The organism is Flavobacterium subsaxonicum WB 4.1-42 = DSM 21790 (assembly GCF_000422725.1).
Classification (GTDB): domain Bacteria; phylum Bacteroidota; class Bacteroidia; order Flavobacteriales; family Flavobacteriaceae; genus Flavobacterium; species Flavobacterium subsaxonicum.
Genome location: NZ_KE383911.1, coordinates 233,235 through 258,311 on the forward strand (window position 1 = coordinate 233,235; position 25,077 = coordinate 258,311).

20 protein-coding genes and 1 other RNA gene are annotated in these 25,077 nt (G+C 42.4%); 11 read left to right on the forward strand and 10 right to left on the reverse strand.

The window, feature by feature from the left end:
* Positions 1 to 47 precede the first annotated feature (47 nt).
* The 6 genes from G509_RS0119485 to G509_RS0119510 all read left to right on the forward strand — a co-directional run bounded on the left by G509_RS0119485 (position 48) and on the right by G509_RS0119510 (position 6,752).
* Positions 48 to 605: a DUF4199 domain-containing protein gene (locus G509_RS0119485; RefSeq protein ID WP_026993069.1), complete on the forward strand. Its 558-nt coding sequence runs from the start codon at positions 48 to 50 to the stop codon at positions 603 to 605.
* A gap of 3 nt (positions 606 to 608) precedes the next feature.
* Positions 609 to 1,559, forward strand: coding sequence for a glycosyltransferase family 2 protein (locus tag G509_RS0119490; RefSeq protein WP_026993070.1), 951 nt, complete (start codon positions 609 to 611; stop codon positions 1,557 to 1,559).
* A gap of 39 nt (positions 1,560 to 1,598) precedes the next feature.
* Positions 1,599 to 3,326 (forward strand): phospho-sugar mutase, encoded by a 1,728-nt coding sequence (locus tag G509_RS0119495; RefSeq protein ID WP_026993071.1) that lies wholly within the window; start codon positions 1,599 to 1,601, stop codon positions 3,324 to 3,326.
* A gap of 3 nt (positions 3,327 to 3,329) precedes the next feature.
* Positions 3,330 to 5,159, forward strand: coding sequence for an ABC transporter ATP-binding protein (locus G509_RS0119500; protein ID WP_026993072.1), 1,830 nt, complete (start codon positions 3,330 to 3,332; stop codon positions 5,157 to 5,159).
* Positions 5,160 to 5,415: 256 nt separating this feature from the next.
* Positions 5,416 to 6,039, forward strand: a complete 624-nt coding sequence (locus G509_RS0119505) for an HAD family hydrolase (RefSeq protein ID WP_026993073.1) — start codon at positions 5,416 to 5,418, stop codon at positions 6,037 to 6,039.
* A gap of 14 nt (positions 6,040 to 6,053) precedes the next feature.
* Positions 6,054 to 6,752, forward strand: a complete 699-nt coding sequence (locus G509_RS0119510; protein ID WP_026993074.1) for a hypothetical protein — start codon at positions 6,054 to 6,056, stop codon at positions 6,750 to 6,752.
* A 132-nt stretch (positions 6,753 to 6,884) separates the two neighbouring features.
* On the opposite strand, the gene G509_RS0119515 is transcribed toward G509_RS0119510, so the two are convergent.
* Genes G509_RS0119515 through G509_RS0119525 form a run of 3 tightly spaced genes read right to left on the reverse strand, consistent with a single transcriptional unit; the run spans position 6,885 to position 11,863 of the window.
* Positions 6,885 to 7,613, reverse strand: a complete 729-nt coding sequence (locus G509_RS0119515) for a hypothetical protein (protein WP_035739353.1) — start codon at positions 7,611 to 7,613, stop codon at positions 6,885 to 6,887.
* Positions 7,614 to 7,659: 46 nt separating this feature from the next.
* Positions 7,660 to 10,161 carry a TonB-dependent receptor gene (locus tag G509_RS0119520; RefSeq protein ID WP_026993076.1) on the reverse strand — a complete coding sequence of 834 codons (2,502 nt, stop codon included), beginning with the start codon at positions 10,159 to 10,161 and terminating at the stop codon, positions 7,660 to 7,662.
* On the reverse strand, positions 10,145 to 11,863 hold the full coding sequence (locus G509_RS0119525) for a M23 family metallopeptidase (RefSeq protein WP_026993077.1): 1,719 nt from the start codon (positions 11,861 to 11,863) through the stop codon (positions 10,145 to 10,147). Before G509_RS0119525 ends, G509_RS0119520 begins: the two co-directional genes overlap by 17 nt.
* Positions 11,864 to 12,024: 161 nt before the next feature.
* Here G509_RS0119525 and G509_RS0119535 point away from each other — a divergent pair, with 161 nt between their 5' ends.
* The 4 genes from G509_RS0119535 (at position 12,025) to rny (ending at position 14,423) form a co-directional block, all read left to right on the forward strand.
* Positions 12,025 to 12,330: a hypothetical protein gene (locus G509_RS0119535; RefSeq protein ID WP_394363563.1), complete on the forward strand. Its 306-nt coding sequence runs from the start codon at positions 12,025 to 12,027 to the stop codon at positions 12,328 to 12,330.
* 7 nt (positions 12,331 to 12,337) lie between these two features.
* Positions 12,338 to 12,631: a cell division protein ZapA gene (locus tag G509_RS0119540; protein ID WP_026993079.1), complete on the forward strand. Its 294-nt coding sequence runs from the start codon at positions 12,338 to 12,340 to the stop codon at positions 12,629 to 12,631.
* A 56-nt stretch (positions 12,632 to 12,687) separates the two neighbouring features.
* A non-coding RNA gene (gene ssrS, locus G509_RS23205) (6S RNA) lies at positions 12,688 to 12,794 on the forward strand.
* Positions 12,795 to 12,857: 63 nt separating this feature from the next.
* On the forward strand, positions 12,858 to 14,423 hold the full coding sequence (gene rny / locus G509_RS0119545) for a ribonuclease Y (protein ID WP_026993080.1): 1,566 nt from the start codon (positions 12,858 to 12,860) through the stop codon (positions 14,421 to 14,423).
* Between the two features lie 214 nt (positions 14,424 to 14,637).
* On the opposite strand, the gene G509_RS0119550 is transcribed toward rny, so the two are convergent.
* From G509_RS0119550 to G509_RS0119580, 7 genes are all read right to left on the reverse strand, one after another.
* Complete coding sequence (locus tag G509_RS0119550) at positions 14,638 to 16,053, reverse strand: efflux transporter outer membrane subunit (protein WP_026993081.1); 1,416 nt, start codon at positions 16,051 to 16,053, stop codon at positions 14,638 to 14,640.
* A gap of 58 nt (positions 16,054 to 16,111) precedes the next feature.
* The gene (locus G509_RS0119555) at positions 16,112 to 19,279 is read right to left on the reverse strand and encodes an efflux RND transporter permease subunit (RefSeq protein WP_026993082.1); all 3,168 of its coding nucleotides are present in this window, start codon (positions 19,277 to 19,279) and stop codon (positions 16,112 to 16,114) included.
* Between the two features lie 30 nt (positions 19,280 to 19,309).
* Positions 19,310 to 20,452 carry an efflux RND transporter periplasmic adaptor subunit gene (locus tag G509_RS0119560; protein WP_026993083.1) on the reverse strand — a complete coding sequence of 381 codons (1,143 nt, stop codon included), beginning with the start codon at positions 20,450 to 20,452 and terminating at the stop codon, positions 19,310 to 19,312.
* A 194-nt stretch (positions 20,453 to 20,646) separates the two neighbouring features.
* Entirely contained in the window at positions 20,647 to 21,240 is a 594-nt protein-coding gene (locus G509_RS0119565; protein ID WP_026993084.1) for a TetR/AcrR family transcriptional regulator, read from the reverse strand.
* 109 nt (positions 21,241 to 21,349) lie between these two features.
* Positions 21,350 to 21,754 carry a response regulator gene (locus tag G509_RS0119570; RefSeq protein ID WP_026993085.1) on the reverse strand — a complete coding sequence of 135 codons (405 nt, stop codon included), beginning with the start codon at positions 21,752 to 21,754 and terminating at the stop codon, positions 21,350 to 21,352.
* A complete protein-coding gene (locus G509_RS0119575; RefSeq protein ID WP_026993086.1) occupies positions 21,741 to 23,243 on the reverse strand; it encodes a sensor histidine kinase in 1,503 nt (500 codons plus the stop codon). The genes G509_RS0119570 and G509_RS0119575 overlap by 14 nt, the downstream gene beginning before the upstream one ends.
* Before the next feature lie 88 nt (positions 23,244 to 23,331).
* Positions 23,332 to 24,258 carry a site-specific tyrosine recombinase gene (locus G509_RS0119580; protein WP_026993087.1) on the reverse strand — a complete coding sequence of 309 codons (927 nt, stop codon included), beginning with the start codon at positions 24,256 to 24,258 and terminating at the stop codon, positions 23,332 to 23,334.
* A gap of 94 nt (positions 24,259 to 24,352) precedes the next feature.
* Here G509_RS0119580 and G509_RS0119585 point away from each other — a divergent pair, with 94 nt between their 5' ends.
* Positions 24,353 to 24,973 (forward strand): porin family protein, encoded by a 621-nt coding sequence (locus tag G509_RS0119585; protein ID WP_026993088.1) that lies wholly within the window; start codon positions 24,353 to 24,355, stop codon positions 24,971 to 24,973.
* Positions 24,974 to 25,077 lie beyond the last annotated feature (104 nt).

Genomic DNA, 25,077 nt, shown 5'->3' on the forward strand with positions numbered 1-25,077 from the left:
ACGGATTTAGTATATTTGCTTCTTAAAACCAATATAACAAAACAACCATGAATGAGAACATCTCTACTTTAAAACCTATAACTCCTGCAAAAGCCGCTGTTAATTATGGGGTAATTTTTGGAGTAATTATGATTTTAGAATTTGTATTAGCCTATGTATTAGACATAGAGCCGCAAGACAACAAATGGTTTGGCATAGCCAACAGCCTGCTTAACAACCTTATATTGCCTGTTATATTTATAATATTGGCCTGTAATTATTTTAAAAAGGCATCTGGTGGCTACATAACTTTTGGCGAATCTTTAAAAACAGGTGTTTGTACTGTAGTTATAGGAGCCTTAATTTTTGCTGTATTTAATATTATCTTCAACCTTATTTTACCAGAATTTCAGGCAGATATGCTGGATAAAATGAAACAGGCAATGCTTGTTAGCAACCCTAATATGAGTGCCGAAGAATTAAAAATTGGAATACAAATGGCAGAGATCTTTATGAAGCCTTATGTTGCTTTTCCATTCACCATATTATTTTATGCTTTTTTAGGCCTTGTTTACTCCCTGATTGTAGGTGCTATTGTTAAAAAAGAAAACCCGGGGGCATTTTAATACATGAACTTATCTATAGTTATACCCCTTCTTAACGAAGAAGAATCGCTTAAAGAACTTCACCAGTGGATCGTAAAGGTAATGACCCAGCATAGCTACAGCTATGAGGTTATTTTTATTGATGATGGCAGTACCGACGATTCCTGGCCCATTATACAGCAGCTTGGCAGCATAGACCCTAATGTAAAAGGCATTAAGTTTTTTAAAAATTACGGTAAATCGCAAGCGCTGCATGCCGGTTTTGCAAGGGCACAGGGCGATGTTATTATTACCATGGATGCCGATTTGCAGGACAGCCCCGAAGAAATTCCGGGCCTGTACAGTATGGTAACCACCGGTGGGCTCGACCTTGTATCGGGCTGGAAGAAAAAACGTTACGACTCTATACTTTCTAAAAACATGCCGTCTAAATTGTTTAACTGGGCTGCCAGAAAAACATCGGGCGTTAAGCTGCACGATTTTAACTGCGGCTTAAAGGCATACAAACAAAAGGTAGTAAAAAATATTGAAGTTAGCGGAGAAATGCACCGATACATACCCGTACTGGCCAAAAATGCCGGTTTTGCCAAAATTGGCGAAAAAGTGGTTATACACCAGGCACGTAAATACGGCACAACCAAATTTGGCATGGAGCGTTTTATAAACGGTTTCCTGGACCTTATTACCATTTGGTTTTTGTCGCGTTTTGGCAAAAGGCCCATGCACCTTTTTGGGGCACTGGGCGTGCTTATGTTTTTAATAGGCTTATCATCGGCCGTATATATAGGTATAAACAAGCTGTATAAACTATACATGCACGAAAGGGCTATTTTAATTACAGATAACCCCTGGTTTTACATTGCACTGGCTACCATGATAATTGGAACACAGCTATTTTTAGCCGGCTTTTTAGGCGAGATCATCCTTCGTACAAAAAACAACGAAGAGCGCTACAAAGTCAGCGAAACTTTATAAATTTAATCCAACCAAAAAGAAATTAATAAAACCTCATCCATGGAAATTGAAAAATCTATCCTCGACAAAGTAAACGTATGGCTTACCCCGGTTTTTGACAGCGAAACGCAGGCTGCCATAAAAGACATGATGACTTCTTCTCCCAAAGAACTGGAAGACAGCTTTTACCGCAACCTTGAGTTTGGTACCGGCGGTATGAGAGGTATTATGGGCCCGGGTTCTAACCGTATTAACAAATATACTTTAGGCAAGGCTACACAAGGCTTGTCTGATTATTTGCATACCAACTTTCCTAACCAGGAAATAAGGGTTGCCATAGCTTACGATTGCCGTAATAACAGCGATGTGCTTAGCAAAGTGGTAGCCGATGTATTTTCTGCCAACGGTATTAAAGTATTTTTATTCGAAGAGCTTCGACCAACGCCAGAGCTTTCTTTTGCCGTTAAAGAGCTTAAATGCCAGGCTGGTATAGTACTTACAGCATCGCACAACCCGCCAGAATATAACGGTTACAAAGTATATTGGGAAGATGGCGGCCAGCTTGTACCCCCGCACGATAAAGCCCTTATAGATGTTATTGAAGCCTTAGAATACAGCGCTATTAAATTTGAAGCTAACGAGGCCCTTATAGAAATTATTGGCCACGATATAGATGTAGCCTTTATAAAGTCGTCTTTAATTAATGCATCGTTCAATACGCCTGCAGAAGCTAAAACCGACCTTAAAATTGTTTACACGCCCCTGCACGGTACATCGGTTAAACTTATCCCGGATCTTTTAGAAGATGCAGGCTACAGCAATGTGCACATTGTGGCAGAGCAGGCTGTACCTAACGGTAACTTCCCAACGGTAAAATCGCCAAACCCGGAAGAGCCTGAAGCACTTTCTATGGCAATTGCACAGGCAGACGATATTGATGCCGATGTGGTTATTGGTACCGACCCGGATGCCGACCGCCTTGGTGTGGCCGTTCGTAACGGTAACGGTATTATGACGTTGCTTAACGGTAACCAGACCATGATACTTATGACAGAGTTTTTGCTTAACGAGTGGCAAAAACAAGGCAAACTTGATGGTAAACAGTTTATTGGCTCGACTATTGTATCTACCCCAATGATGCAGGAACTGGCAAGTGCCTATGGCATAGAGTGCAAAGTGGGTCTTACCGGCTTTAAATGGATCGCTAAAATGATCGTGGATTTTCCTGAGCAGGAGTTTATTGGCGGTGGCGAAGAGAGCTTTGGCTACATGGTAGGCGACGCTGTTAGAGATAAAGATGCTATTACATCTACCCTGCTGCTTTGCGAAATTGCTGCACAGGCCAAGGCTAAGGCAAGCTCGCTGTACCAGGAGCTTTTAAAACTGTACGTTAAATACGGTTTCTATAAAGAGTACCTTATCTCTATCACCAAAAAAGGTATAGAAGGTGCTGCCGAAATTAAGCAGATGATGATTAGCCTGCGCGAAAACCCGCTTAAAGAAATTAACGGCCAGCGTGTGCTTATGGTAGAAGATTACCAATCGTCTACAGCCAAAAACCTGCTTACCGATGAGGAGGAAGCACTTACGCTGCCAAAATCAGACGTGCTTATTTACTATCTTGAAGATGGTACTAAAATTTGCGCCCGCCCAAGCGGTACAGAGCCTAAAATTAAATTTTACTTTAGTGTAAACGATAAGCTTGATGATGTTAAGAACTTTAAAGAAGTAGAGGCATCATTAGACCAAAAAATTAAGAACATTATACAGGAAATGAACCTGAACTAATTAATGAGTGATTATAAAAAAATAGCGCGCTTAGCACTGCCTTATAAAAAGTATATTTTTTTAAATATATTTTTTAACGTGCTAAGCGCGTTTTTCAGTACCCTTTCGTTAATAGCCGTAATACCGGTATTAAATGTAATATTCGAAAATACCAAGCCAATAATACACCAACCTGTTTATCATGGCATAGGCGATTTAAAAACGTACCTTCAGGATTTACTTAATCATACCTTGTATGTCCAGATATTGGAGCAGGGTGTATTTACTGTATTAATGTACATTATAGGCCTGATCATAATAATTTTTATGCTCAAAAACCTTACTACCTACCTGGCTGTATATTTTATTACCTATTTACGAAACGGCCTAATACGCGATATTCGAGAGGCCATGTATGCCAAGATAGTAAAACTACCGGCATCTTATTATTCGGCTACAACTAAAGGCGATGTTATTACCCGCCTTACAACCGATGTAAATGAGATAAGTAACTCCCTTCAAAATATCCTGGAAATGGTGGTTAAAGAGCCACTAACCATATTGTTTACGCTTGGGGTTATGACAGCACTTAGCTTAAAGCTTACCCTATTTGTTTTTATATTTATACCAATTGCGGGGTTTTTAGTTTCTAAAATAGGCAAAAGCCTTAAAAAGAAATCAATGCTATTGCAACGCGAACAAGGCGAGGTACTTTCTGTTCTTGAAGAAACAATAAGCGGACTCAAGATCATTAAATCATTTACTGCAGAGGCAATATTCGGTAAAAAATTCAACATTACCAGCAACAGGTTGTTTGATCATAGTAATGCCGTGGCAAACCGCCAGAACCTGGCATCGCCCATGAGCGAATTTTTAGGCATCGTTATTATTGCCGTATTATTGGTATATGGTGGTTATCTGGTTTTTGAAGACAAAAGTATGGAAGCCGATTTCTTTTTGGGCTATATCTTAATGGCCTACAACATCCTTACGCCTGCTAAAGATATCTCTAAAGCAAGTTATGGGCTAAAACGAGGTACGGCATCGGCAGAACGTATTGTACAAATACTGGAAGCTCCTGTAGCCATTGATGATCATGCTAAGGCCATAGAAAAAGATACTTTCGAAAAAGGTATCAGCATTAACAATATCAACTTTTATTATAAAGATGAAAAATATGTACTTACAGATTTTTCTGTATCAGTGCCAAAAGGCCAGACAGTAGCCCTTGTTGGGCAGTCGGGTTCCGGTAAAAGTACAATTGCCAACCTGCTTACACGTTTTTACGATGTTCAGGAGGGCAGCATCAAGATAGATGGTATTGATATTCGCGACATTAAACTTAAATCGCTTAGAGGGATGATAGGACTTGTAACGCAGGACAGCATCTTATTTAACGATTCTGTACGAAATAACATGCTTGTAGGCCGACACGATGCAACAGACGAACAGATATTTGACGCTCTAAAAGTAGCCAATGCCTACGAATTTGTTGTGGGTCACTCCGAAGGGCTTGACTACAATATTGGCGATGGCGGTAATAATCTTTCGGGTGGGCAAAAGCAACGCCTTAGCATTGCCCGTGCGGTGCTTAAAAACCCTCCTATCATGATTCTGGATGAGGCTACATCAGCCTTAGATACCGAAAGTGAAAGATTAGTACAACAAGCGCTGGATAACATGATGCAAAACCGTACATCGGTGGTTATTGCGCACAGGTTGTCTACCATACAAAAAGCCGATAAAATTGTGGTAATGCAAAAAGGCCGCATTGTAGAACAGGGCACCCACGACGAACTTATTGCCCAGGAAGGCACTTATAAGAAGCTTGTGATGATGCAATCATTTGAATAAATGATAATTTGATGATTTGTTTATTCGGTTATTTGAAACATTTAGTAGCCACAAAGCCTTGTGAGCTTCTGCTGTAAGCAGTTACCTTAGTGAACATTGTGGATTATTGTAAAATATGGCTTTGTGCCTTTGTGGTAAATTTCTATAGCAAAAATCATCAATAGACAAACTTGGATAAAAATAACAATTGATTAATAGCTGCATTTTTTGCGGCTATTTTTTTTAGGCGTACCTTTAAACTTCCAACTATTTTTATATGCCGAAAAAAGCTATTATTTACGACCTCGACAATACGGTTTACCCTGTTAGTGCCATTGGCGAAAAGCTTTACGGCCCTGTTTTTAATGCTATTGTGCAAAGCGGTCGGCATCAGGATTATATAGATGACATTAAAAAAGGCACCATGCGCACGCCGTTCAGGCTGGTAGCGCAGCAGTATAATTTTAGCCCCGAACTTACCCAACAATGCATCGACATTCAGGAGCATCTTACTTATGATGAACCCATTGCCACGTTTGAAGACTATCCCGAAATTAAAAACATTCCCGGGGAGCGCTTTTTAGTTACCACCGGATTTAAAACCCTGCAGGACAGCAAAATCAAGCAGATGGGCATTGCTCCCGATTTTAAAGAAGTGCACGTTGTAAATCCGCTTATTACCAATAAGAAAGAGGTATTTGCCGATATCCTGAAACGATTTGAATATAAACCAGATGAAGTTTTAGTAGTGGGAGACGACCCGGAATCTGAAATTGCGGCGGCAAAGGCTTTGGGCATCCCTACGGTTTTGTACGATAAGCACAATGCCCACAATGCAACGGAAGCCGATTATAAAATTGACCATTTTAAAGACCTAAAAGATATTTATCTTAATTCCTGAAACTTAAACAACCTATGTATATTTCCAACAACCAGATTACAATACCCGACCCGGATACCATAGTTTGGAAATATTTAGACCTTTCCAAATTTTTAGACCTGCTGTTTTGCAGGCAACTGTTTATGTCGCGATCGGATAAGTTTGAAGACCAGTACGAGGGTACTTTTAGCGAACCTACTTTTGAGGAGATCAAAAAAATATCCGAACACAACAGGCAATTTTTAGATTACTATAAATCGCACCGTAAAAATGTGGTTATAAGCAGCTGGCATATTAATGAGTACGAGAGTTATGCCATGTGGCAGATATTTACCAAAAACAACGAGGGCCTGGCCATACAAAGCACCATTGGCCGTTTACAGGAGGCACTTGGCCCCGAAAACCGCTACGACCAGCATATTGGCGAGGTAAAATATATTGATTACAAAAAGGAGTATATTCCTTTTAATGATACGTTTTTCCCGTTCCTGTTTAAGCGCAAAAGCTTTCAGTACGAACGTGAGGTACGTATAATATCCGACCTTACCGAACATCATTTAAACATAAATGAGGGCGTTAAAGCCAACGTAGACATTAACCAGCTTATCGAGAAGATATACATTCACCCAAAATCAGAAAACTGGTACAAAAACCTTGTAATACAGCTGATGCAGCAATTGGGCTTTGATTTTAAAATAGAAAAATCAGACCTGGAGAGTGATATCTTGATTTAGTGTTCAGTATTCAGTCACAGTAGGCAGTTACATGACCAAACAATTTTGAGTGAGATTCTTCGACTCCGCTGCGCTGCGCTCAGAATGACATACAATGTCGCAAAACTGCGACTGAATACTGAACACTGCAAACTATTCTACCGGTTTATAATCGGTAACAGTCCAGTCGGCGGCAAGTAAGTCGGCGTAGTGGTAGTGCACCACATCGTTCTTATCGAAAGCGCCATTTTTGTTGATATCTTCGATGGTGCGGAAATAAATACGGTTTTGGGCATCAATAAGCGTCCAGTCTACCAGTTCCTGCACATCTCCCGATAATTTTTTAAAGTGTTTGCCATTAATCTCGCTAATGTAAAGCGATTTAATATCGTTGCTGTCTACCTTGCCATCGGCATTGGTATCGGCATCTACAAGGGTGTACACCAGTATTTGCCTGCGGGTTTTATCGGCAATGGTATTAAGATAGGTTGCGGTTTGAATTTGCAGCTTCAGGTCGGTTAACGGCCTAAGCGCAGTAGAATCAACATGCTGAAATTTAAGGTTCTCAAAATAGCCGGTAATCTCAAAACGGTTGTAGTTGGATATAGCATAGCTAACAGAGCTGTTGGTACGGCTGGAACCATAGCTTCGGTTACTATCATCATAGATGCGTATATCGCCCACCGGGTGAATTAAGTACTTAGTGCCTTCCATTAAAATGGGCAGGTCGGCTATTTTAATCTGGGTAGAATCTACCTTTTTAGGCCTGGCCTCGGCAGCCTTAGCACCTTCATAAATTACCTTTGGCTTTGGCTTTTCTTCTTTACAGCTAACCATAAAGGCAGCAGTAAAGGCAAGGACTATAATCGCGGCTTTTTTCATTTTCATCAGTAGATATATACCAAAAATAAGCAATTTGTTTCAATAATTATATCTTAGCCGTAAGCTTAAGGCTGAAAACACGCGTGGTTAAGTAGTTAGGTATACCGTACTGGCTTTTAGTATATACATCGCGCACCCATGTATTGGTAATAGAGTTCTGGTTATCGAACAGGTTAAATATCTCAAGGCCAAGGGCAAGCTCTTTAAACGGCTGCAGCCATTTGGCTTTAGGCTTGTCGCCTTCTTTAACCGGGGTACCATCTACAAAAACATACGAGAAACCGGCATCGGCACGGCGGTAATCGTTAAGGCGGCTCTGGTAAATATAAGAGTCGGCATACGATGGCGAACCACCCGGCAAACCGGTGTTGTACACTAAATTAAGGTACATTTTAAGGCTTGGTATGTTAGGCACATAATCCTGGAACAACACCGCCACTTTAAGCCTTTGGTCAGTCGGGCGGGCAATGTAGCCACGGCCGTTAATATTTTCTTCGGTCTTCATGTAACCAACACTAATCCACGACTCCGTACCCGGTACAAACTCACCGTTCATACGCATATCAAGGCCGTAAGCATAGGCAACCGCATCATTATTGGCGCGGTAGCGAATACGCACATTCTCTAACGTATAGGTATTAACATTATTCATGTCTTTATAATAGGCTTCGGTAACCAGCTTAAACGGCCTTTCCCAAAGTTTAAAGCTATAATCGTTACCGGCAACTATGTGTACAGATCGCTGCGCTTTAACACTGGGGCGCACCATGCCAAGCGAATCGCGTAGCTCGCGGTAAAACGGCGGCTGTTGGTACAAACCTCCCGAAAGGCGGAAAAGCATATTTGTTCGCTCCCATTTCGGTTTAAGGGCCAGTTGCCCACGTGGGCTAACCACTATCTGGCTTTTGCCATCAAGGCCATCGCCTGTAACCTGCCACTGATGCACGCGGGCACCGGCATTCATATATAATTCGCTTTCGCCAACCGTAACTTTTCGGCTCCATTGTGCATAGCCCGAAAAACGGTTTATAGTAACAAAATTAGTGGCCCTTATAGTATTATACGGCACAAGCGGACCTGTGTAAGGCGTGTAAGGCTGATCGTTAGGCACCATATCTATAACCGGTGGCCTGATAGAAAACCCGGCAGAGTCGATAACCTCCCACTCTAAAAGGCGGTCGCGAATATCCTCGCGGGTATATTTTACACCCCACTCTACTTTATTATCGCCAATATCGTGGTAGCCTTTAATCTCTGCATTGGCAATAAGGGCATCCAGGTCGTTACGGGCATGGTTTAGCTGAGAGCCTACCCCACGGGCAAACTGGATATCGCCAAACGTGTCCGACCCTATGTTGCTGTCTACCTCGCCAAGGGCATACTGCGCAAGGATATCAAAATATTCCTGCTCCTGAGTGTGGTAAACCGATCCGATAAACTTTAAAGCAAAGTTTTTAGACACTTTATATTTAGAGGTAAAGGCACCAAAAAAGGTTTGGTATTCGTCTTTTTCCTGGCCTTCGTAAAATATTTGTAGTGCAATAGGGTCGTTTATGGTACCAAAGTTTGTTTGCCTTGAAAGTGGCTGGTACTGGTATTTGTTTTGTGCAATGTTACCCAGAAAACTAAAGTCCCATTTTTCGTTAGGGGTAAAGGTTACAAGGCTTTGCACATCTATAAATGTAGGCCTAAAGTTGGTTTGCGTTTCCTGGCTGTTAACCAACAGGCTGTTATCGCGGTAACGGGCACCTACAATAGCACCCCATCTTTTATCTTTAGAAACACCCTCTAAGGTTAGGCTTCCGCCGAGGAAACTCGCCTCTAAAGCAGCACCGTAACGGGTTGGTTTTCTGTAAGTAATATCCAGCACCGATGACATTTTATCGCCATATTTAGACTGGAAACCACCGGCAGAAAAATCAACGTTAGATACCATAGCGCTGTTGGTAAAGCTAAGCCCTTCCTGCTGGCCGGAACGGATTAAAAACGGACGGTAAATTTCTATATCGTTAACATACACAAGGTTCTCATCAAAGTTACCCCCGCGCACATTATAGCCTGTACTAAGCTCGTTATTAGCATTAACCCCTGCGAACGATTTTAAGATATTCTCTACACCCGGGTTAGGCCCCAGCATGCGCAATATAACTTCCGGTTCTATGGTGGTTATACCCTCAACCTCTTTACGGCCGGTATCTTTGTTGATTACAAGGTTGCCAAGTTCTTCGACGCTTGTGTTAAGCTTAGAGTTAAACTCAAAACTGTCGCCCATGCCCATCTCTAAGTAAAAAGCCGATAATTTAAAACTTATGTGCGAAAACCAAACGGTTACAGGAGTATCGGCAGGAATTGTTATCTGGTAAAAACCGGTTTTATCGGTAGTGGCCTGTACACGCCCGGCAGGCCCATCATAAAAAATGCTTACCCCTTCTACAGGCTTGTTGTCTTCGTCTATCATAATACCGTATAAAACGGGATTTTGCTGGGCAAAAGCAACCGTACAAAATAATAGGAACAGTAACGTTAAAAGCTTATTTATTGTTTTCAACAGCGGCAGTATTTTGTGTTCTAAAAAAATGAGTTTCAAAGGTAGTAGAATTTCCAACATTATCGGTAACCGTAACTTTTAAATCGTTGCGGCCCTCGGCTACTACCCCATCACTAAAATTGTGAAAGATAATCCTGGTCTTATAATCGTAATGCATTAATATCCATTTACCGTTTAGCCATGCATCAAAGGTAGCAATACCACTCATGTCATCGCTAATTTTAAGGCTAAAAGTATCGTTTTTGGTAAGCCATTTACCTTCGGCAAAGCTTGGGCTAAAAATTTTAGGGGCAGTGGTATCCATCGCCAGTTTAAAATTGCCCAGTGTTTTTACCTTGGCAGTTAGCTTGCCGTCTTCCATGTACGTGTTGTTATAAGAGATTCTCTTATCGGTAAAGCCGGCAATAAAGGTTTTAGGCAGTTTTTCTTTGGGTATGTTAGCCGCATCAAAAGATACTGTAACCGCAGTGTGCACCGGTACGGTGGCATTGTGCAGGTGCAGTACAGAATCGGTAACATCAAAATCCATATAAAAATCGTCGTAAAGCGCATTGGCCGGAATAAAAACCGACACATTGTTCTTGGTATAATTATTATCGTTAGCGGCCTTTACAAAATAAGGCGTAACGTGTTTAGGGTCGGCTACGGTGCCGGGCTTATCGCTGTATTCAATACTGCCGTTAACCAGGGTTTTGTTGCCATGAAAATCGCTTACCACTATCCTGAAGTTCTTAACCGTATCTTTTACAATAGTAAACTGGCCGTTGGTACCGGTGTGCTTTAACAGCGATAACGGGTACGGCGTTTTTACAAACAGCTTCTGGAAACGCTGGCCCGTGTTGTAATAACGCGGATAATCTATAAAATTGTTTACGTAGCGCGATTCGTCGAACGCAAAGGTGTCGAACATATAGCTAAAATGCGGGCTGCCGTTAAAAAACGTCTCCACTTTAAAAATGCCGTTGTTGCCCGAGCTACCGGTAGATTTATCGGTAGTGCTTATCGAGAAGCCTATTTTGCCTTTGGCATACACCTTATCGGCAATATAAGTACCGTCTTTTTGCAGCTTAAGGTTAATAAGCATAGGCTTTTTAGACTCGTTTACCACGGCATCATCGCTTAAGGGGTACACCACAATGCCATGAATGGCGGGTGCCTTGGTATCCTGCATTTTTTTGTTAAGGCCAAAAAGCAGTGGGTTTAATATCATTTCGGTCTTGGTATCGCGGTATTCAAAGTGAAGATGGGGTCCGCCAGAGCCGCCTGAGTTACCGGAATAGGCCACTACTTCGCCCTGCACTACCTCCAGCTCGCCCGGTTTAGGGAACAGCTCTATATCAAACGACTTTTTTTCGTATTGCTTGGCGCGAACGTAGGCCTCTATTTTTGGGCCGTAAGCACTTAGGTGGCCGTATAGTGTTGTAAAACCGTTGGGATGGTCTATATAAAGCGCCGTACCGTAGCCATAGCTGGATACTTTTATGCGCGACACATGCCCGCCTGCAGCAGCATACACAGGATGGCCAGTGGTTTGATTGGTACGGAAATCGAGGCCGGCATGAAAATGATTGGTGCGCAGCTCGCCAAAAGTGCCCGACGGATGCACGGGCAAATCCATTGGAGAACGGAAGTAATCCTGCGGGTAAGGGCTTTGCGCCGAAAGCGTTAGGCTAAATAATAGTGCAAGTAAGGAAAATCTCATTGGGCTAAAATATAAAAAACCACTAAAAAAACCGCAGCCTTTAGCTTAAACTTATAACTATGCCACACGCAATTTATTACAGGAAATTTAAAAAAAACTAAGATTTTTACACCCAACTATTGTTTCTCATTAAAGTAATCTTAACTTTGTAAAATCATGTAATGAAATTTGCAGAGATGAGCGGATTGTCTGAAATTGTTGATTCTCTTGAAAGTAAGCTCGATATGCTGGCCCGAAGGCTGGAGCATGCCGATAAAGCTAAGAAAGGACTGGAAAGCGAAATATCACATTCGGCTGCGCTCATTAACAGGCAGGCAGAGGAAATAGCGGCGCTTAAACAGCAAAACGAATCCTTAAAAATGGCAAACTCATTATTAGGCAGCGACGAAAACAAGAGAGATACGAAACTCAGGATAAATTCTTTGATACGCGAAATTGATTATTGCATAGCACAACTTTCTGATTAAAGAAGGAATGGACGACAAACTGAAAATTAAAATATCGATTGCAGACAGGGTATACCCGTTAACGGTAGACCCCTCTCAGGAAGAAGGGCTTAGAAGCGCTTCTAAAAAAATTGATGCCATGATAAAGCAGTTTGAAGAAAACTATGCCGTAAGGGATAAGCAGGATGTACTGGCAATGTGTGCGCTACAATTTGCATCGCTTAGCGAGCAAAAAGTATTAGACCGCTCTGAAGAGCTGGAAGCCACGCAGGCACGCCTTTTACAGATGGATGAAAGACTGGGAGACCTTCTCAAACAATAAAATACGTTCTTAAACATACGTCAATAATACTGCCTACATTAGTACTTTTTTGATAAACTCAACGCCAATTTTTTAAAAATGGGTGAATCGTCGCTACTATAGCAAGCTGCCCTGAGCAGATCCTTGAACAGCGGGTTAGCCCAAAACTTGTTACACCGAGTTTATACAATTACCCACTGATGTAGGCTTTTTTTTTACATATACATATACACCAAACAAACAACCTATGGACATGACATTAATGATAATTATCGGGATAGTAATAGGGCTGGCAATTGGCTTCGGGGTGGCAAAATTCCTGGAGAAAAAAAGTGCCGGCAGCTTATTGAGCAGCGCCAAAAAAGATGCTGAATCTATCATAAAAGACGCAACAAACCAGGGAGAAAACCTGAAGAAAGATAAATTACTACAGGCTAAAGAAAAATTTCTTGAACTTAAAGCCGAGCACGAGCAGGTTATTTTAGGCAAGGACAAAAAAATTGCCGAAGCCGAAAAAAGAACTCGCGATAAAGAATCGCAGGTTTCTAACGAGCTTGCCAAGGTTAAAAAAACCAATGATGAGGCCGAAGCTAAAATTTTAGACTATACCACCCGTATAGAGCACCTTGATAAAAAACAGCAAGAAATAGACAGGCTGCACAAAAGCCAGGTAGACCAGCTGGAGGTTATTAGTGGCCTATCAGCCGAAGAAGCTAAGAACCAATTGGTAGAAAGCCTTAAGGCCGAAGCCAAGAGCACTGCTATGAGCCACATTCAGGATACTATAGAAGAGGCTAAGCTTACTGCACAGCAGGAGGCTAAAAAAATAATAATAAACACTATTCAGCGTGTAGGTACTGAGGAAGCGGTAGAAAACTGCGTATCTGTATTTAATATCGAATCTGATGATGTTAAAGGCCGTATTATTGGCCGTGAGGGCCGTAACATACGTGCTCTTGAAGCCGCTACCGGTGTAGAAATTATTGTAGATGATACCCCGGAGGCTATTATACTATCGTGCTTTGACCCTGTACGTAGGGAAATTGCACGCCTTGCACTGCACAAACTGGTTACAGACGGGCGTATTCACCCGGCGCGTATTGAAGAGGTGGTTGGCAAAACTGCCAAACAAATTGAAGACGAAATTATAGAAGTGGGTAAACGTACCGTTATTGACCTTGGTATACACGGACTGCACCCTGAACTTATAAAAATTGTGGGAAGGATGAAATACCGTTCTTCTTACGGGCAAAACCTGCTGCAACACTCGCGCGAAGTATCTAAACTTTGTGGTATTATGGCAGCGGAGCTTGGCCTTAACGTTAAGCTTGCTAAAAGAGCCGGTTTACTACACGATATTGGTAAAGTGCCGGATGCTGAAAGCGACCTTCCGCACGCATTACTGGGTATGCAGTGGGCTGAAAAATATGGTGAGAAAGAAGAGGTTTGCAACGCTATTGGTGCCCACCACGACGAGATAGAAATGAAATCGATGCTATCGCCTATTATACAGGTGTGTGATGCTATATCGGGCGCAAGGCCGGGTGCAAGAAGGCAGGTACTGGATTCTTACATTCAGCGTCTTAAAGACCTTGAAGATATTGCTTACGGCTTTCCGGGCGTTAAAAGTGCCTACGCCATACAGGCCGGACGTGAGTTGCGTGTTATTGTAGAAAGCGAAAAAGTAAGCGATGACCTTGCTGCTAACCTTTCTTTTGAGATCTCTCACAAAATTCAAACCGAAATGACCTATCCCGGACAGGTAAAAATTACCGTAATCAGGGAAACAAGGGCGGTTAATATAGCTAAATAAGATGCTTAGGAGCTGAGAGTTTTAGGGACTTAGGTTTAAGAGATGATAGATAAGAGACATCAGATAATAGACCTCGGACTTTTAACTTTAAACTTTAGACATAGACCGGCAGGTTTTAGATGCAGGCTTAGCGCCTAAGCAGCTTAGAACCTCAGCCACTCAGAAATAAAAAGAGCTGCCCAATGGGCAGCTCTTTCAACATCAATAAACACCATTATTTCCAGCCTCCGCCCAGTGCTTTATACAGCCGGGCTACCGCAGAGAGCTGGTTTCTTTTAAGGGCTGCAAGCTCCAGTTCGCTTTGCAGCACATTGCTTTGTGCGGTTATAACCTCCAGGTAGGTAGCCATGCCGCTTTTAAAAAGCATATCGGCGTTGGTTACGGCCCTTTGCAGGTTATCTACCCTTGCTGTGGCAAAGGCGCGCTCTTCTTTAAGTTTTTCAACCTCAACTAAAGCATCGCTTACCTCGCCTACCGCCACCAGTACCGATTGCCTAAAGGCAATCACGGCTTTTTCGCGTTCGGTTTTGGCAACCTCATATTGGGTTTTAAGCCTCCTGCCCTGCAATAACGGCTGGGTAAGGCTACCGGCAACCATGCCAAATAACGATGCCGGCATGTTAAACCAGTTATTCGACTGGAACGAGTTTACCCCACCACCTGCTGTAATATTAAGCGCAGGGTACATATACGCCTTGGCAATACCCACACGGGCATTGGCGGCATTCAGTTCATATTCAAACGACCTAACATCTGGCCTGCGGCTTACAATACCCGCCGGTAAACCGGTGGCAATTTGTGTGTGCAGTTCGGCTAAGTCCAGCTTAGTATCTCTTGCAATAGCATCGGGCAACGACCCGGCTAAAACGCTAAGGGCATTTTCCTGAATGGCGATTTCTTTTTCCAGTTGCGGAACAATTTGCGCAGCAACCAAACGCTGGGCATCGGCCTGCTCTGTAGCTAATGATGTTACCTGGCCGGCCGTAAACTGCTGTTTGATAATCTTAACCGTATTTTCACCCAGGTCGCGGTTTTTAATGGCAATGTCCAGTTGGGCATCAAGCATTAAAAGGTTATAATACCCCTGTGCTACAGACGCTACAATATCGGTCTGGATAGCCTTACGGGCTTCTTCCGTTTTAAGGTAGGCGGCAAGCGCTTCACGCTTCCTGCTGCCTATTTTACCCCAAATATCAGCTTCCCACGATAGTGTACCACCGGCACTATAGTCTTCTATATGGCTTGTATTTAAAAAACTATTAAGGCTTATGCCGTTAAGGCTGTTTTTAGAAGCTATAGTGGTACTGGCGGTTACACTGGCATTAAGCTGTGGTACATTGCCCCATTTACTCTGACGGAACTGCAACTGTGCGATCTCTAAATTTTTGATAGCCGTCTGCATATCATAATTTTTAGCAATAGCACGGCCAATTAATTCCTGCAGGTTAGCATCAGGAAAAAAGCTCTTCCACTCAATGTCGGCAATAGAGGTCGTATCGGTAACAGTAACATCGTTATTCCTGAAAGCTGTAGGCAACTCGGGCTCGGGTGTTTTGGTATCTTTAGATACACTACATCCTGCAATTACAAGCATGGCAGCAAACAGTATGTAAATATTAAACGTTTTCATCTTTTTTATAAACTATAGTTGGTTTAAGCGCCACCACAAGGGGCGGCGCTTTTGTTCTTTATCCTATTAATCCTAATTCGGCCTGTGTTGCAGGCTCTTTTTTACCCGATACCCTTTCCTGTAAGTACTGGAACACGATAAACAATACCGGGATAATAAATAACCCCAATATTACACCGGCAAGCATACCCCCGGCGGCACCAATACTAATAGAGTGGTTACCCTGGGCCGATGGGCCTGTGGCACTCATCATGGGTACCAATCCTACCACAAAGGCAAGAGATGTCATTATAATTGGTCGTAATCGCAGTTTGGCCGCTTCTAACGATGATGCAAGGAGCGATTTACCGGCACGGCGGCGCTGCACGGCGAATTCCACAATCAAAATAGCATTCTTGGCGAGCAGCCCTATAAGCATTACCAGCGCCACCTGTACGTAAATGTTGTTGGAAATTCCGGTTAAACCGATGGCAACAAACACCCCGAAGATACCGGTTGGTATAGAAAGTATAACCGCAAACGGCAGTATATAACTCTCGTATTGGGCTGCTAATAAAAAGTAGATAAATATTAAGCTTAGCGCGAAAATAACCGCTGATTGCCCACCAGAAGTGATCTCTTCCCTCGTCATACCCGAGAACTCATACGAGTATCCTGAAGGCAGGTGTATGGCAGCAACCTCTTCTACCGCTTTAATAGCATCACCAGAGCTGTAACCCGGTTTTTGTATGGCGTTTATACCCATAGAGTTAAACAGGTTGTAACGCGATGCATTTTCGGGCCCGTATACTTTTACCAGTTTAACCAGTGTGTTTACAGGCACCATTTCGCCTTTATTATTTTTAACAAATACCTGGTCTAACGATTCGGGCGTGGCACGGGTACCTTTATCGGCCTGAACCATAACACGGTAGTATTTTCCAAAGCGGTTAAAGTCAGATACCTGTGCACTACCATAGTAGGCCTGAACGGTTTGCATCAGCTCTTTAACGCTAACACCAAGCTGGTCGGCCTTAACATCGTCTACTTCCATTTCAAACTGAGGGTAATCGGCCCTGAACGATGTAAATGCAACGGCAATTTCCGGGCGTTTCATCAATTCGGCAATAAAGTTATTACCCACGGCACTAAATTTATCCAGCTTGCCACCGGTACGGTCCTGTAGCACAAAATCAAGTCCGTCTACGTTACTAAACCCAGGCACGGTTGGGAATGTGAATACAAAGAAGTTAGCACCTTTAACTGCGCCAAGCTTTTGCCTTGCCAGGTCCATAATGGCATTGATATCTTTAACCTCGCCACGCTCTTTAGATGGTTTTAAAAGTATGAATGCCACCCCGAACGACGGGCTTGATGATTGTGTAAGGATGTTGAATCCGGACAGCCCCATCAATGTTTTTTTAGCCTCCATAGAGTTTAAGGCATCCTGCGCTTCGGCCATTGCTGCCGATGTACGGTCTAACGATGTACCTGCGGGCATGGATAGCGATATGGCTATAAAGCCCTGGTCTTCGCTGGGTATAAAGCCCGATGGTGTGGTTTTTACCAACCAAACGGTGGCAGCAATTATTACGGCTAATCCGCCAAGGCTGGCCCAACGGTAGCGTACTAAAAACTTAAGGCTGTTTACATAACGATTGGTTAGTGTATCGAACCCGGAATTAAAGCCGGTAAAAAAGCGCTGCTTAAAGTTTTGTTTCTGTTGTTCGCCGCCATGTGCCGGGGTGTGTTGTTTTAAGAAAAGGGCTGCCAGTGCAGGGCTCAATGTTAAGGCGTTTACCGCCGATATAACAATAGCTATGGCCAGTGTAAAGGCAAACTGCCTGTAAAACACCCCTGTAGAGCCTTCCATAAAGCCTACCGGTAAGAACACGGCCGACATAACCAGTGTGATAGATATAATGGCACCTGTAATTTCGCTCATGGCCGATACGGTTGCCGCTTTTGGCGATAGGTGCTTGTGTTCCATCTTGGCGTGCACCGCCTCGACGACGACTATGGCATCATCTACCACAATACCAATGGCCAGTACTAAAGCAAATAGCGTTAGCAGGTTGATGGAGAATCCGAAAATGGACATGAAAAAGAACGTACCTAACAACGCTACCGGTACGGCTATGGCCGGAATAAGCGTAGACCTGAAATCCTGAAGGAACAAGTATACTACTATAAACACCAGGATAAAGGCTTCTATAAGCGTGTGTTTTACCTGGTCTATAGACGCATCCAACATGTCTTTAGTATTGTAAAGGATAAGGTGCTTAACGTTTTTAGGGAAATTTTTAGAGGCCTTTTCCATTAGTTTGGCAATCTCTATCTGAATTTCGTTGGCGTTAGAGCCCGGCAACTGCATAACGGCTATATTAACCCCTGCTTTGCCGTTTACCCTTGTAAAGTTACCATAGGTGTACGACCCAAATTCTATACGGGCCACGTCTTTAAGGCGAAGGATTGAGCCATCGGCATTGGTGCGGATAACAATATTTTCGTAATCGGTTGGTTTGGTAAGCTTGCCTTTGTATTTAATAACATACTCAAAAGACTGGGTGCTGTTCTCGCCAAATTTACCCGGTGCGGCTTCAAGGTTTTTATCCTGTATAGATGCCATAACCTCTTTAGGGCTAACATTGTACGATGCCATTTGAGATGGGTTTAACCACACCCTCATGGAATAATCTTTATTACCACCAAAAATAATGGACTGCCCTACTCCGGGTATCCTTTTAATCTCCGGGATAATGTTTATCTGGGCATAGTTGGCAAGAAATGTCTGGTCGTACTGGCTTTCGTTTTCAGAGTACATATCCACCACCATGATAAGGCTGTTTTGCTGTTTGGCGGTGGTTACACCAGCCTGAACAACCTCTGCCGGCAGCTGGCTTGTGGCCTGCGCTACCCTGTTTTGCACGTTTACAGCAGCCTGGTCTGGATCTGTGCCCAACTTAAAGTATACTGTAATTACTAACGAGCCATCGTTACTTGCGGTAGAGCTCATATAGCTCATATTCTCTACACCGTTAATCGATTCTTCCAGCGAGGGGGCAACCGATCGTAATACGGTTTCGGCATTGGCCCCGGGGTACATGGCGGTAACCTGTACAGCCGGCGGAGCGATGTCCGGAAACTGGCCCAGTGGCAATTGCGTAAGGCCAATTACCCCTAAAATAGCCAATAGGATGGATATGACCGTAGCCAAAACCGGCCGGTCTATAAATTTTTTAAACATGATGTTTTACGTTAAAATGTTGGTGTTTAATTATTTGGCAGCCAATTCTCCTTTAATTTTTTCAGGTACGATAACAGCACCGTCCTGCAGGTTTTCGAAGCCTTTAAATACAATCCTGTCGCCTGCTTTTAAGCCCTCCTGAACAAGGTAATCAGTGCCCGATTTGCCCGAAACAATAACCGGTGTGCGGGCTACTTTGTTGTTTTTATCTACAGTAAATACAAATATTTTATCCTGAAGTTCTATGGTAGCCGATTGCGGGATAAGCAGTGCTTTTGCGTGCGGTAAGCCTAAACGGATCTTACCCGTGTTACCTGAGCGAAGCAACCCTTTAGCATTAGGAAAACTTGCCCTTAGCGTGATAGCACCTGTGGTACGGTCGAACTGGCCGTCTACCATGTCTATCTTACCTTTTTGCTCGTATACGGTGTTGTTTGGCAATACCATTTCTAATGGTGGCAGGTTTTTAATTTTATCGGCTATGGTATTACCGGCATATTTATCGCGGAAGTTGATGAAATCCGACTCGCCTAACGAAAAGTACACGTGTACTTCGCCAATATCTGATAATGTGGTAAGCGCAATTGGGTCGGCTGCCGACACAAGGCTACCCTGTTTTTTAGGAAGGCGCGTAATGTAACCATCTGTAGGGGCGGTAATAAGCGTGTAACCCAGATTGATACGGGCAGACGCCACAGCAGCATCGGCCTGCCTTTTGTTGGCCTCGGCAATTTTAAGGCTGGCCTTGGCCGATTTAAGCTGATAGTCTGACACTACCTTGTTTTCTACAAGCGGGGTAAGTTTTTCAACCTCCAGTTTAGCATTTATAAGTGCTGCCTCTGCGCCGTTAAGGCTTCCGGTAGCATTGTTTAAAAGCTCGCGGTATTTGCTCTCGTTGATTTTAAAGATGGGGCTGCCTGCTTTAACAAAGGCGCCTTCGTCTACAAAAACTTTATCAAGGTAACCGTCTACCTGTGGGCGTATCTCTACGTTGGTCCTTCCCTCTACGGTAACAGGATATTCCTGATAAGTAACAGCATCTGCGGCTACTACCGAGAATACCGGCAGGTTAGCTGCCTGCGGCGCCGGTGCTGCCGCATTATTGCCAGAACATGCATATAGTAACGCTAATAGCGCCAGTGCAATGATGTGAATTAATTTTACGTCTTTCATAATGGTCTTAAATTATTTAATGGTGTTAACCCGTGGTACAAAAAATTTTATGGTTTAAATTGATATTCTAAATAATGTAATTAAAGTATTTAACAGCGTTAAGTAAATCTCCTAAAAAAATGCCTCTTTTAAAATGGCATCATTAATCTAATTAAAGTATTTAACAGCGTTAAGTAAATCGGCAAAAAAAAGCGCTATTCTTTAATATAGCGTATAATGCCTTGTATGGCATCTTTTAATATTTGTTTGTTAATGTCGTTAGACAAGCCATCGCCAATAATATTGATGGAAATAAGCCCGTGTATTACAGAGAAAAAAGTAAAATACTTTTGTTTAATAACCATATCTGTAGGGTTTACATCTTTCATTATCTCCCTTATAACCTCAGTAATTAGCTTGTAAGGCAAATCGGCTTCGGTAGATCGTTGTGTACAGCAGGCCATTTCTACGCCATACATTAACTGGTACATTTCTCTGTTATCTCTCGCAAAATTCCAGTAGGCCATCCACATGGCTTCTAACTGGTGTGCAGCATCATCGTTAGATGCCTTTGCCGTTTCCAGGTCTTTAGTTAGCAAACAAAAACCTCTACAGGTTATTTCCTGCAATATGGCCTCTTTGTTAGAAAAATACTCGTATATAATTGGGGCGGTGTACTCTATCTTATCGGCTATCTTTCTCATGCTTAGCCCCTGCCATCCCTCGTCTTTAACTATCTCTCTTGCAGCCTTAATTATATTGGCACGGGTTTCTTCCTTCTGTCTTAAAATCCTCTCTTTACTTCCCATATCCTATAGCTTTTAAATTACTTAACAGCGTTAAGCAAAGGTAAGATGATAATTGACATCTCAAAACATTTAAACAATCATTTTTCTTTATAGTAACCATAAGCAAAAACTATGATAGCCCTGCAACAAAGATTTTATCGAGATCTTCTTTGCAAATTGGCTTTAAAAAATAGTCTTTTACAATAGTGTTATACCCTTTAGCCTTATTGATATCTACAATATCGTTAGACGAGCTTATCATGTAAATAACAGATGATTTTGGCAGCATTTCCTTTAATCGGGTATACTCTTCCAAAAACTGCCACCCATTCATAATAGGCATATTAACGTCGAGCAAAATAAGGTCGGGCACGTCGTCTCCTGCCTTGTCTTTGCGCAGGGCCTCTATAGCCTCGTGGCCGTTGCTAAAAAAACTGGTTTTAACATCGATGCCATTTTGCTTGAATAAATTTTTTAGTAAGAAGTGATAGATGCGGTCATCATCTATTACATACAGGCTGTTAATCTTCTTCATTAAAATAAATTTTAAACGTCGTTCCTTTATTTACCTCGCTCGATACTTCTATCCTGCCCCCCATGGCCTCTATCTGGTTTTTTGTAATAAACAAGCCAATGCCCCGGGAGTTCTGGTTTTTATGAAACGTTTTGTACATACCAAACAATGCACTTTTATGCCTTTTAAGATCGATGCCCAAGCCGTTATCTGATATAGAGAGCACTTTTTTGCCGTTCTCTATACTAAAATCGTAGGATATAATGGGCTTTCTCTCGGTACTGGAATACTTAATAGCGTTAGTTGTAAAATTAAGCAGCACACTCTCCAAATATGCGGCGTTGTAATTTACGGTTACATCTAACGGAATATTAATTTCTATAGTAACACTGTGTTTGGTAATCTCGTTGTGTAATATTGTTAGTATATTTTTTAGGTAATGCCTAAGGTTTAAATGTTCTTTTACGGTTTTAACCTCGGTTTGGATTTCTACAAGGTCTTTTAAATGGCTAATAGTTATGGTAAGCCCGTCTGAAATGCCTTCCAGATGGCCCAGCATTTCGTCGCGTTCTTCGGCGTCGGCATTTTTAAACAGGTCCAGCAGCATTTTAAGGTTACTGGCGTGCGACCTTAAATTATGCGATACTATGTGCGCAAAGTTGCTAAGCCTGTTGTTTTGGTCGCCAATAATATTAATGGTGTTACCCAGCTGAATCTCTTTTTCTTTAAGCTGGCTAATATCTTTATGTATACCTACGGCCCTTATGGGCTTATTGTTTTCATCGAACTTTATAACCTGCCCGCGGCTAAGCAGCCAGCGGTAGCGCCCATCGTTAGTGCGCACGCGGTAAATGCTTTCATAAACACTATCCAGGTCTTTAAGGGCTTTGTTCCTTGCCTCCTGCTGCTGTTTAACATCATCCGGATGGATGCGGCTTTGCCAAAAGGCATTGCTAAGCACGGCAGGTTTTTCTTCCCAGCCAATAATTTTCATGCTTTGTGCCGATAGGTATATGGTGTTATCTACCATATTCCAGTCCCACACACCTTCGGCGGCGGCTTTCATGGCAAAATCAAAACGCTCCTGCGATATTTTAAGCTTTAGCTCCTGGTGTTTAAAATCGGTAATATCGCTAACGCGGGTGTAAAACTCCACGGCGCCATCTTTAGTAAGTTCGGGTTTGCCGGTTATACGCATCCAGCGCAGGCCCTTTAGGGGAAGCTCTACGCGGTATTCATGATCGTAACGTACAAGTTTTAGGCGCGAAATTTCGAGCTTTTTTATAAAGCCCGGCCTGTCCTGCGCTACAATGCGCTCATCTAAAAAAATATCCGGGTTGGCAATAAATGTTTCGGGGGTCATCTCGTAAACTTCGTTTACAGATTCGCTGCAAAACACCACAGAAAATTTGCCATCGGCAAATACTGCTTTAAAAATAAGGTCGGGCACCTCATCAAGCAGCTTTTTATAAAAAGCACTTACGCTATTGGTGTCGGTTATATTAGACATTAGTTGTTTGTGTATTACACTGCAAAATTAGTGTTACTTACAAAATAAAAAATTTTTTTTAACGAAATTTATATAGTTTTCCTATAAATTATCTTCTTGGATGATAAGTATTTAGCACCTGGTTTAAAAACTTACGGTCCAGGTGCATATAAATCTCTGTTGTAGTGATAGATTCGTGCCCCAGCATAAGCTGTATAGAACGCAAATCGGCACCGTTTTCGAGCAGGTGGGTAGCAAACGAGTGCCTAAAGGTGTGCGGACTAATAACCTTGTTTAAATTAATGGCCTTTGCCAGGTCTTTAATTATGGTAAATACCATAGCGCGGGTTAGGCCACTGCCCCTTCGGTTTAAAAACAGGGTATCTTCGTGGCCCTTTTTTATTGTAAGGGTGCTACGCGCCTCTTTAATATATAGTGTAATGTATTTTTGGGTAAAGCTGCCAATGGGCACAAAGCGCTGTTTATTGCCCTTGCCGGTAATTTTTACAAAGCCCTCATCAAAATACAGGTCGGATAACTTTAAGGTGGTAAGTTCAGATACCCGCAGGCCGCAACTGTATAATGTTTCCAGCATAGTACGGTTGCGCTGCCTTAAACCTTGGGCCTGATTGTCTTCTTTTTCGGTAGTAACAAGGTCTATGGCGGCAATAAGGCGGTCAATTTCGTCGGTTGATAACGTATCGGGCAGTTTTCTGCCAATTTTTGGCACCTCAATTAGCTCCATTGGGGTATCTTTTCGGTAATCTTCGAAGATTAAAAAGTTAAAAAAACTCTTAAGGCCCGAAATTAACCGTGCCCGTGAACGCGGATTTAGCTCGCCCGCAACGTGGTAAATAAACTGCTGGATAATTTCTTCGTCTATTTTTAACGGAGAAATTTCCATATTGTTAAGTTGCAGATAATCAGTTAGCCTTTGCACATCAAAAGCATAATTTGTTACCGAATTGGCTGCCAGCCCACGCTCTATCTTTAGGTAGGTTTTGTAGTCGTTTACTATTTTAACCCAACTTTTCATACGGTTAAAGTTATGTGAATTAAGAAATCTTTGATAATGGTGCCAATGTTAATCATATAATTTTGAACCTACAAAACTAAAACTTAATAAAAAGATGAAACTATTTAAATTATTATCAGTTGGTGCACTTATGTTAGGAACTGTAGCAGTATCTAACGCACAGGAAGACGCAAGCAACGCCGACTCTATGGCGGTTAGCTTTGGTGTAAAAGGTGGTGTTAACTTTGCAACACTTAATGGGGATATAGAAAGCCCAGATTCGAGAACAAGCTTTCACGTAGGTGTATTGGCTGAGTTTCCAATAGCAGAGATATTCTCTATACAGGCAGAGGCTTTATATTCTGGCCAGGGTGCAGAATTTGACTTTGAAGGCAGCGATGGCGATAAGGCAGAGCTGCAGTTAGATTACATTAACGTACCGGTACTTGCTAAATTTTACCTTTTTGAAGGCTTTAGTATAGAGGCAGGTCCGCAGTTTAGCTTTTTGCTAAATGACGAGATTGACTTTAATCCTAACTCTAACAGTGGCGACTCTCCAACTCCGTTTAGAGACAGCTTAAAAACATTTGAAGTAGGTGTTGCCGGTGGTGTAACCTTCCAGACTGCTATGGGCTTATTTGCTACAGCACGTTACAACCAGGGTATAACTGATATTGCTGACGATATTAACGTACAAAACTCTGTTTTCCAACTTGGTGTTGGTTACAAGTTTTAATACCTTCAATAAAAAACCTAAGTAAAAGTATAAACCTCCTGCACATTGTGAAGGAGGTTTTGTTATTTAAAAGCAGTAAGGTAGGCCTGACTATTTGTAAAGGT

What these genes read in the sequence shown, in the direction of transcription:
- G509_RS0119485 (WP_026993069.1), top strand. Translation starts at nt 48, where the DNA reads ATGAATGAGAACATCTCTACTTTAAAACCTATAACTCCTGCAAAAGCC.
- G509_RS0119490 (WP_026993070.1), top strand. Translation starts at nt 609, where the DNA reads ATGAACTTATCTATAGTTATACCCCTTCTTAACGAAGAAGAATCGCTT.
- G509_RS0119495 (WP_026993071.1), top strand. Translation starts at nt 1,599, where the DNA reads ATGGAAATTGAAAAATCTATCCTCGACAAAGTAAACGTATGGCTTACC.
- G509_RS0119500 (WP_026993072.1), top strand. Translation starts at nt 3,330, where the DNA reads ATGAGTGATTATAAAAAAATAGCGCGCTTAGCACTGCCTTATAAAAAG.
- G509_RS0119505 (WP_026993073.1), top strand. Translation starts at nt 5,416, where the DNA reads ATGCCGAAAAAAGCTATTATTTACGACCTCGACAATACGGTTTACCCT.
- G509_RS0119510 (WP_026993074.1), top strand. Translation starts at nt 6,054, where the DNA reads ATGTATATTTCCAACAACCAGATTACAATACCCGACCCGGATACCATA.
- G509_RS0119515 (WP_035739353.1), bottom strand. Translation starts at nt 7,613, where the DNA reads ATGAAAAAAGCCGCGATTATAGTCCTTGCCTTTACTGCTGCCTTTATG.
- G509_RS0119525 (WP_026993077.1), bottom strand. Translation starts at nt 11,863, where the DNA reads ATGAGATTTTCCTTACTTGCACTATTATTTAGCCTAACGCTTTCGGCG.
- G509_RS0119535 (WP_394363563.1), top strand. Translation starts at nt 12,025, where the DNA reads ATGAAATTTGCAGAGATGAGCGGATTGTCTGAAATTGTTGATTCTCTT.
- G509_RS0119540 (WP_026993079.1), top strand. Translation starts at nt 12,338, where the DNA reads ATGGACGACAAACTGAAAATTAAAATATCGATTGCAGACAGGGTATAC.
- rny (WP_026993080.1), top strand. Translation starts at nt 12,858, where the DNA reads ATGGACATGACATTAATGATAATTATCGGGATAGTAATAGGGCTGGCA.
- G509_RS0119550 (WP_026993081.1), bottom strand. Translation starts at nt 16,053, where the DNA reads ATGAAAACGTTTAATATTTACATACTGTTTGCTGCCATGCTTGTAATT.
- G509_RS0119555 (WP_026993082.1), bottom strand. Translation starts at nt 19,279, where the DNA reads ATGTTTAAAAAATTTATAGACCGGCCGGTTTTGGCTACGGTCATATCC.
- G509_RS0119560 (WP_026993083.1), bottom strand. Translation starts at nt 20,452, where the DNA reads ATGAAAGACGTAAAATTAATTCACATCATTGCACTGGCGCTATTAGCG.
- G509_RS0119565 (WP_026993084.1), bottom strand. Translation starts at nt 21,240, where the DNA reads ATGGGAAGTAAAGAGAGGATTTTAAGACAGAAGGAAGAAACCCGTGCC.
- G509_RS0119570 (WP_026993085.1), bottom strand. Translation starts at nt 21,754, where the DNA reads ATGAAGAAGATTAACAGCCTGTATGTAATAGATGATGACCGCATCTAT.
- G509_RS0119575 (WP_026993086.1), bottom strand. Translation starts at nt 23,243, where the DNA reads ATGTCTAATATAACCGACACCAATAGCGTAAGTGCTTTTTATAAAAAG.
- G509_RS0119580 (WP_026993087.1), bottom strand. Translation starts at nt 24,258, where the DNA reads ATGAAAAGTTGGGTTAAAATAGTAAACGACTACAAAACCTACCTAAAG.
- G509_RS0119585 (WP_026993088.1), top strand. Translation starts at nt 24,353, where the DNA reads ATGAAACTATTTAAATTATTATCAGTTGGTGCACTTATGTTAGGAACT.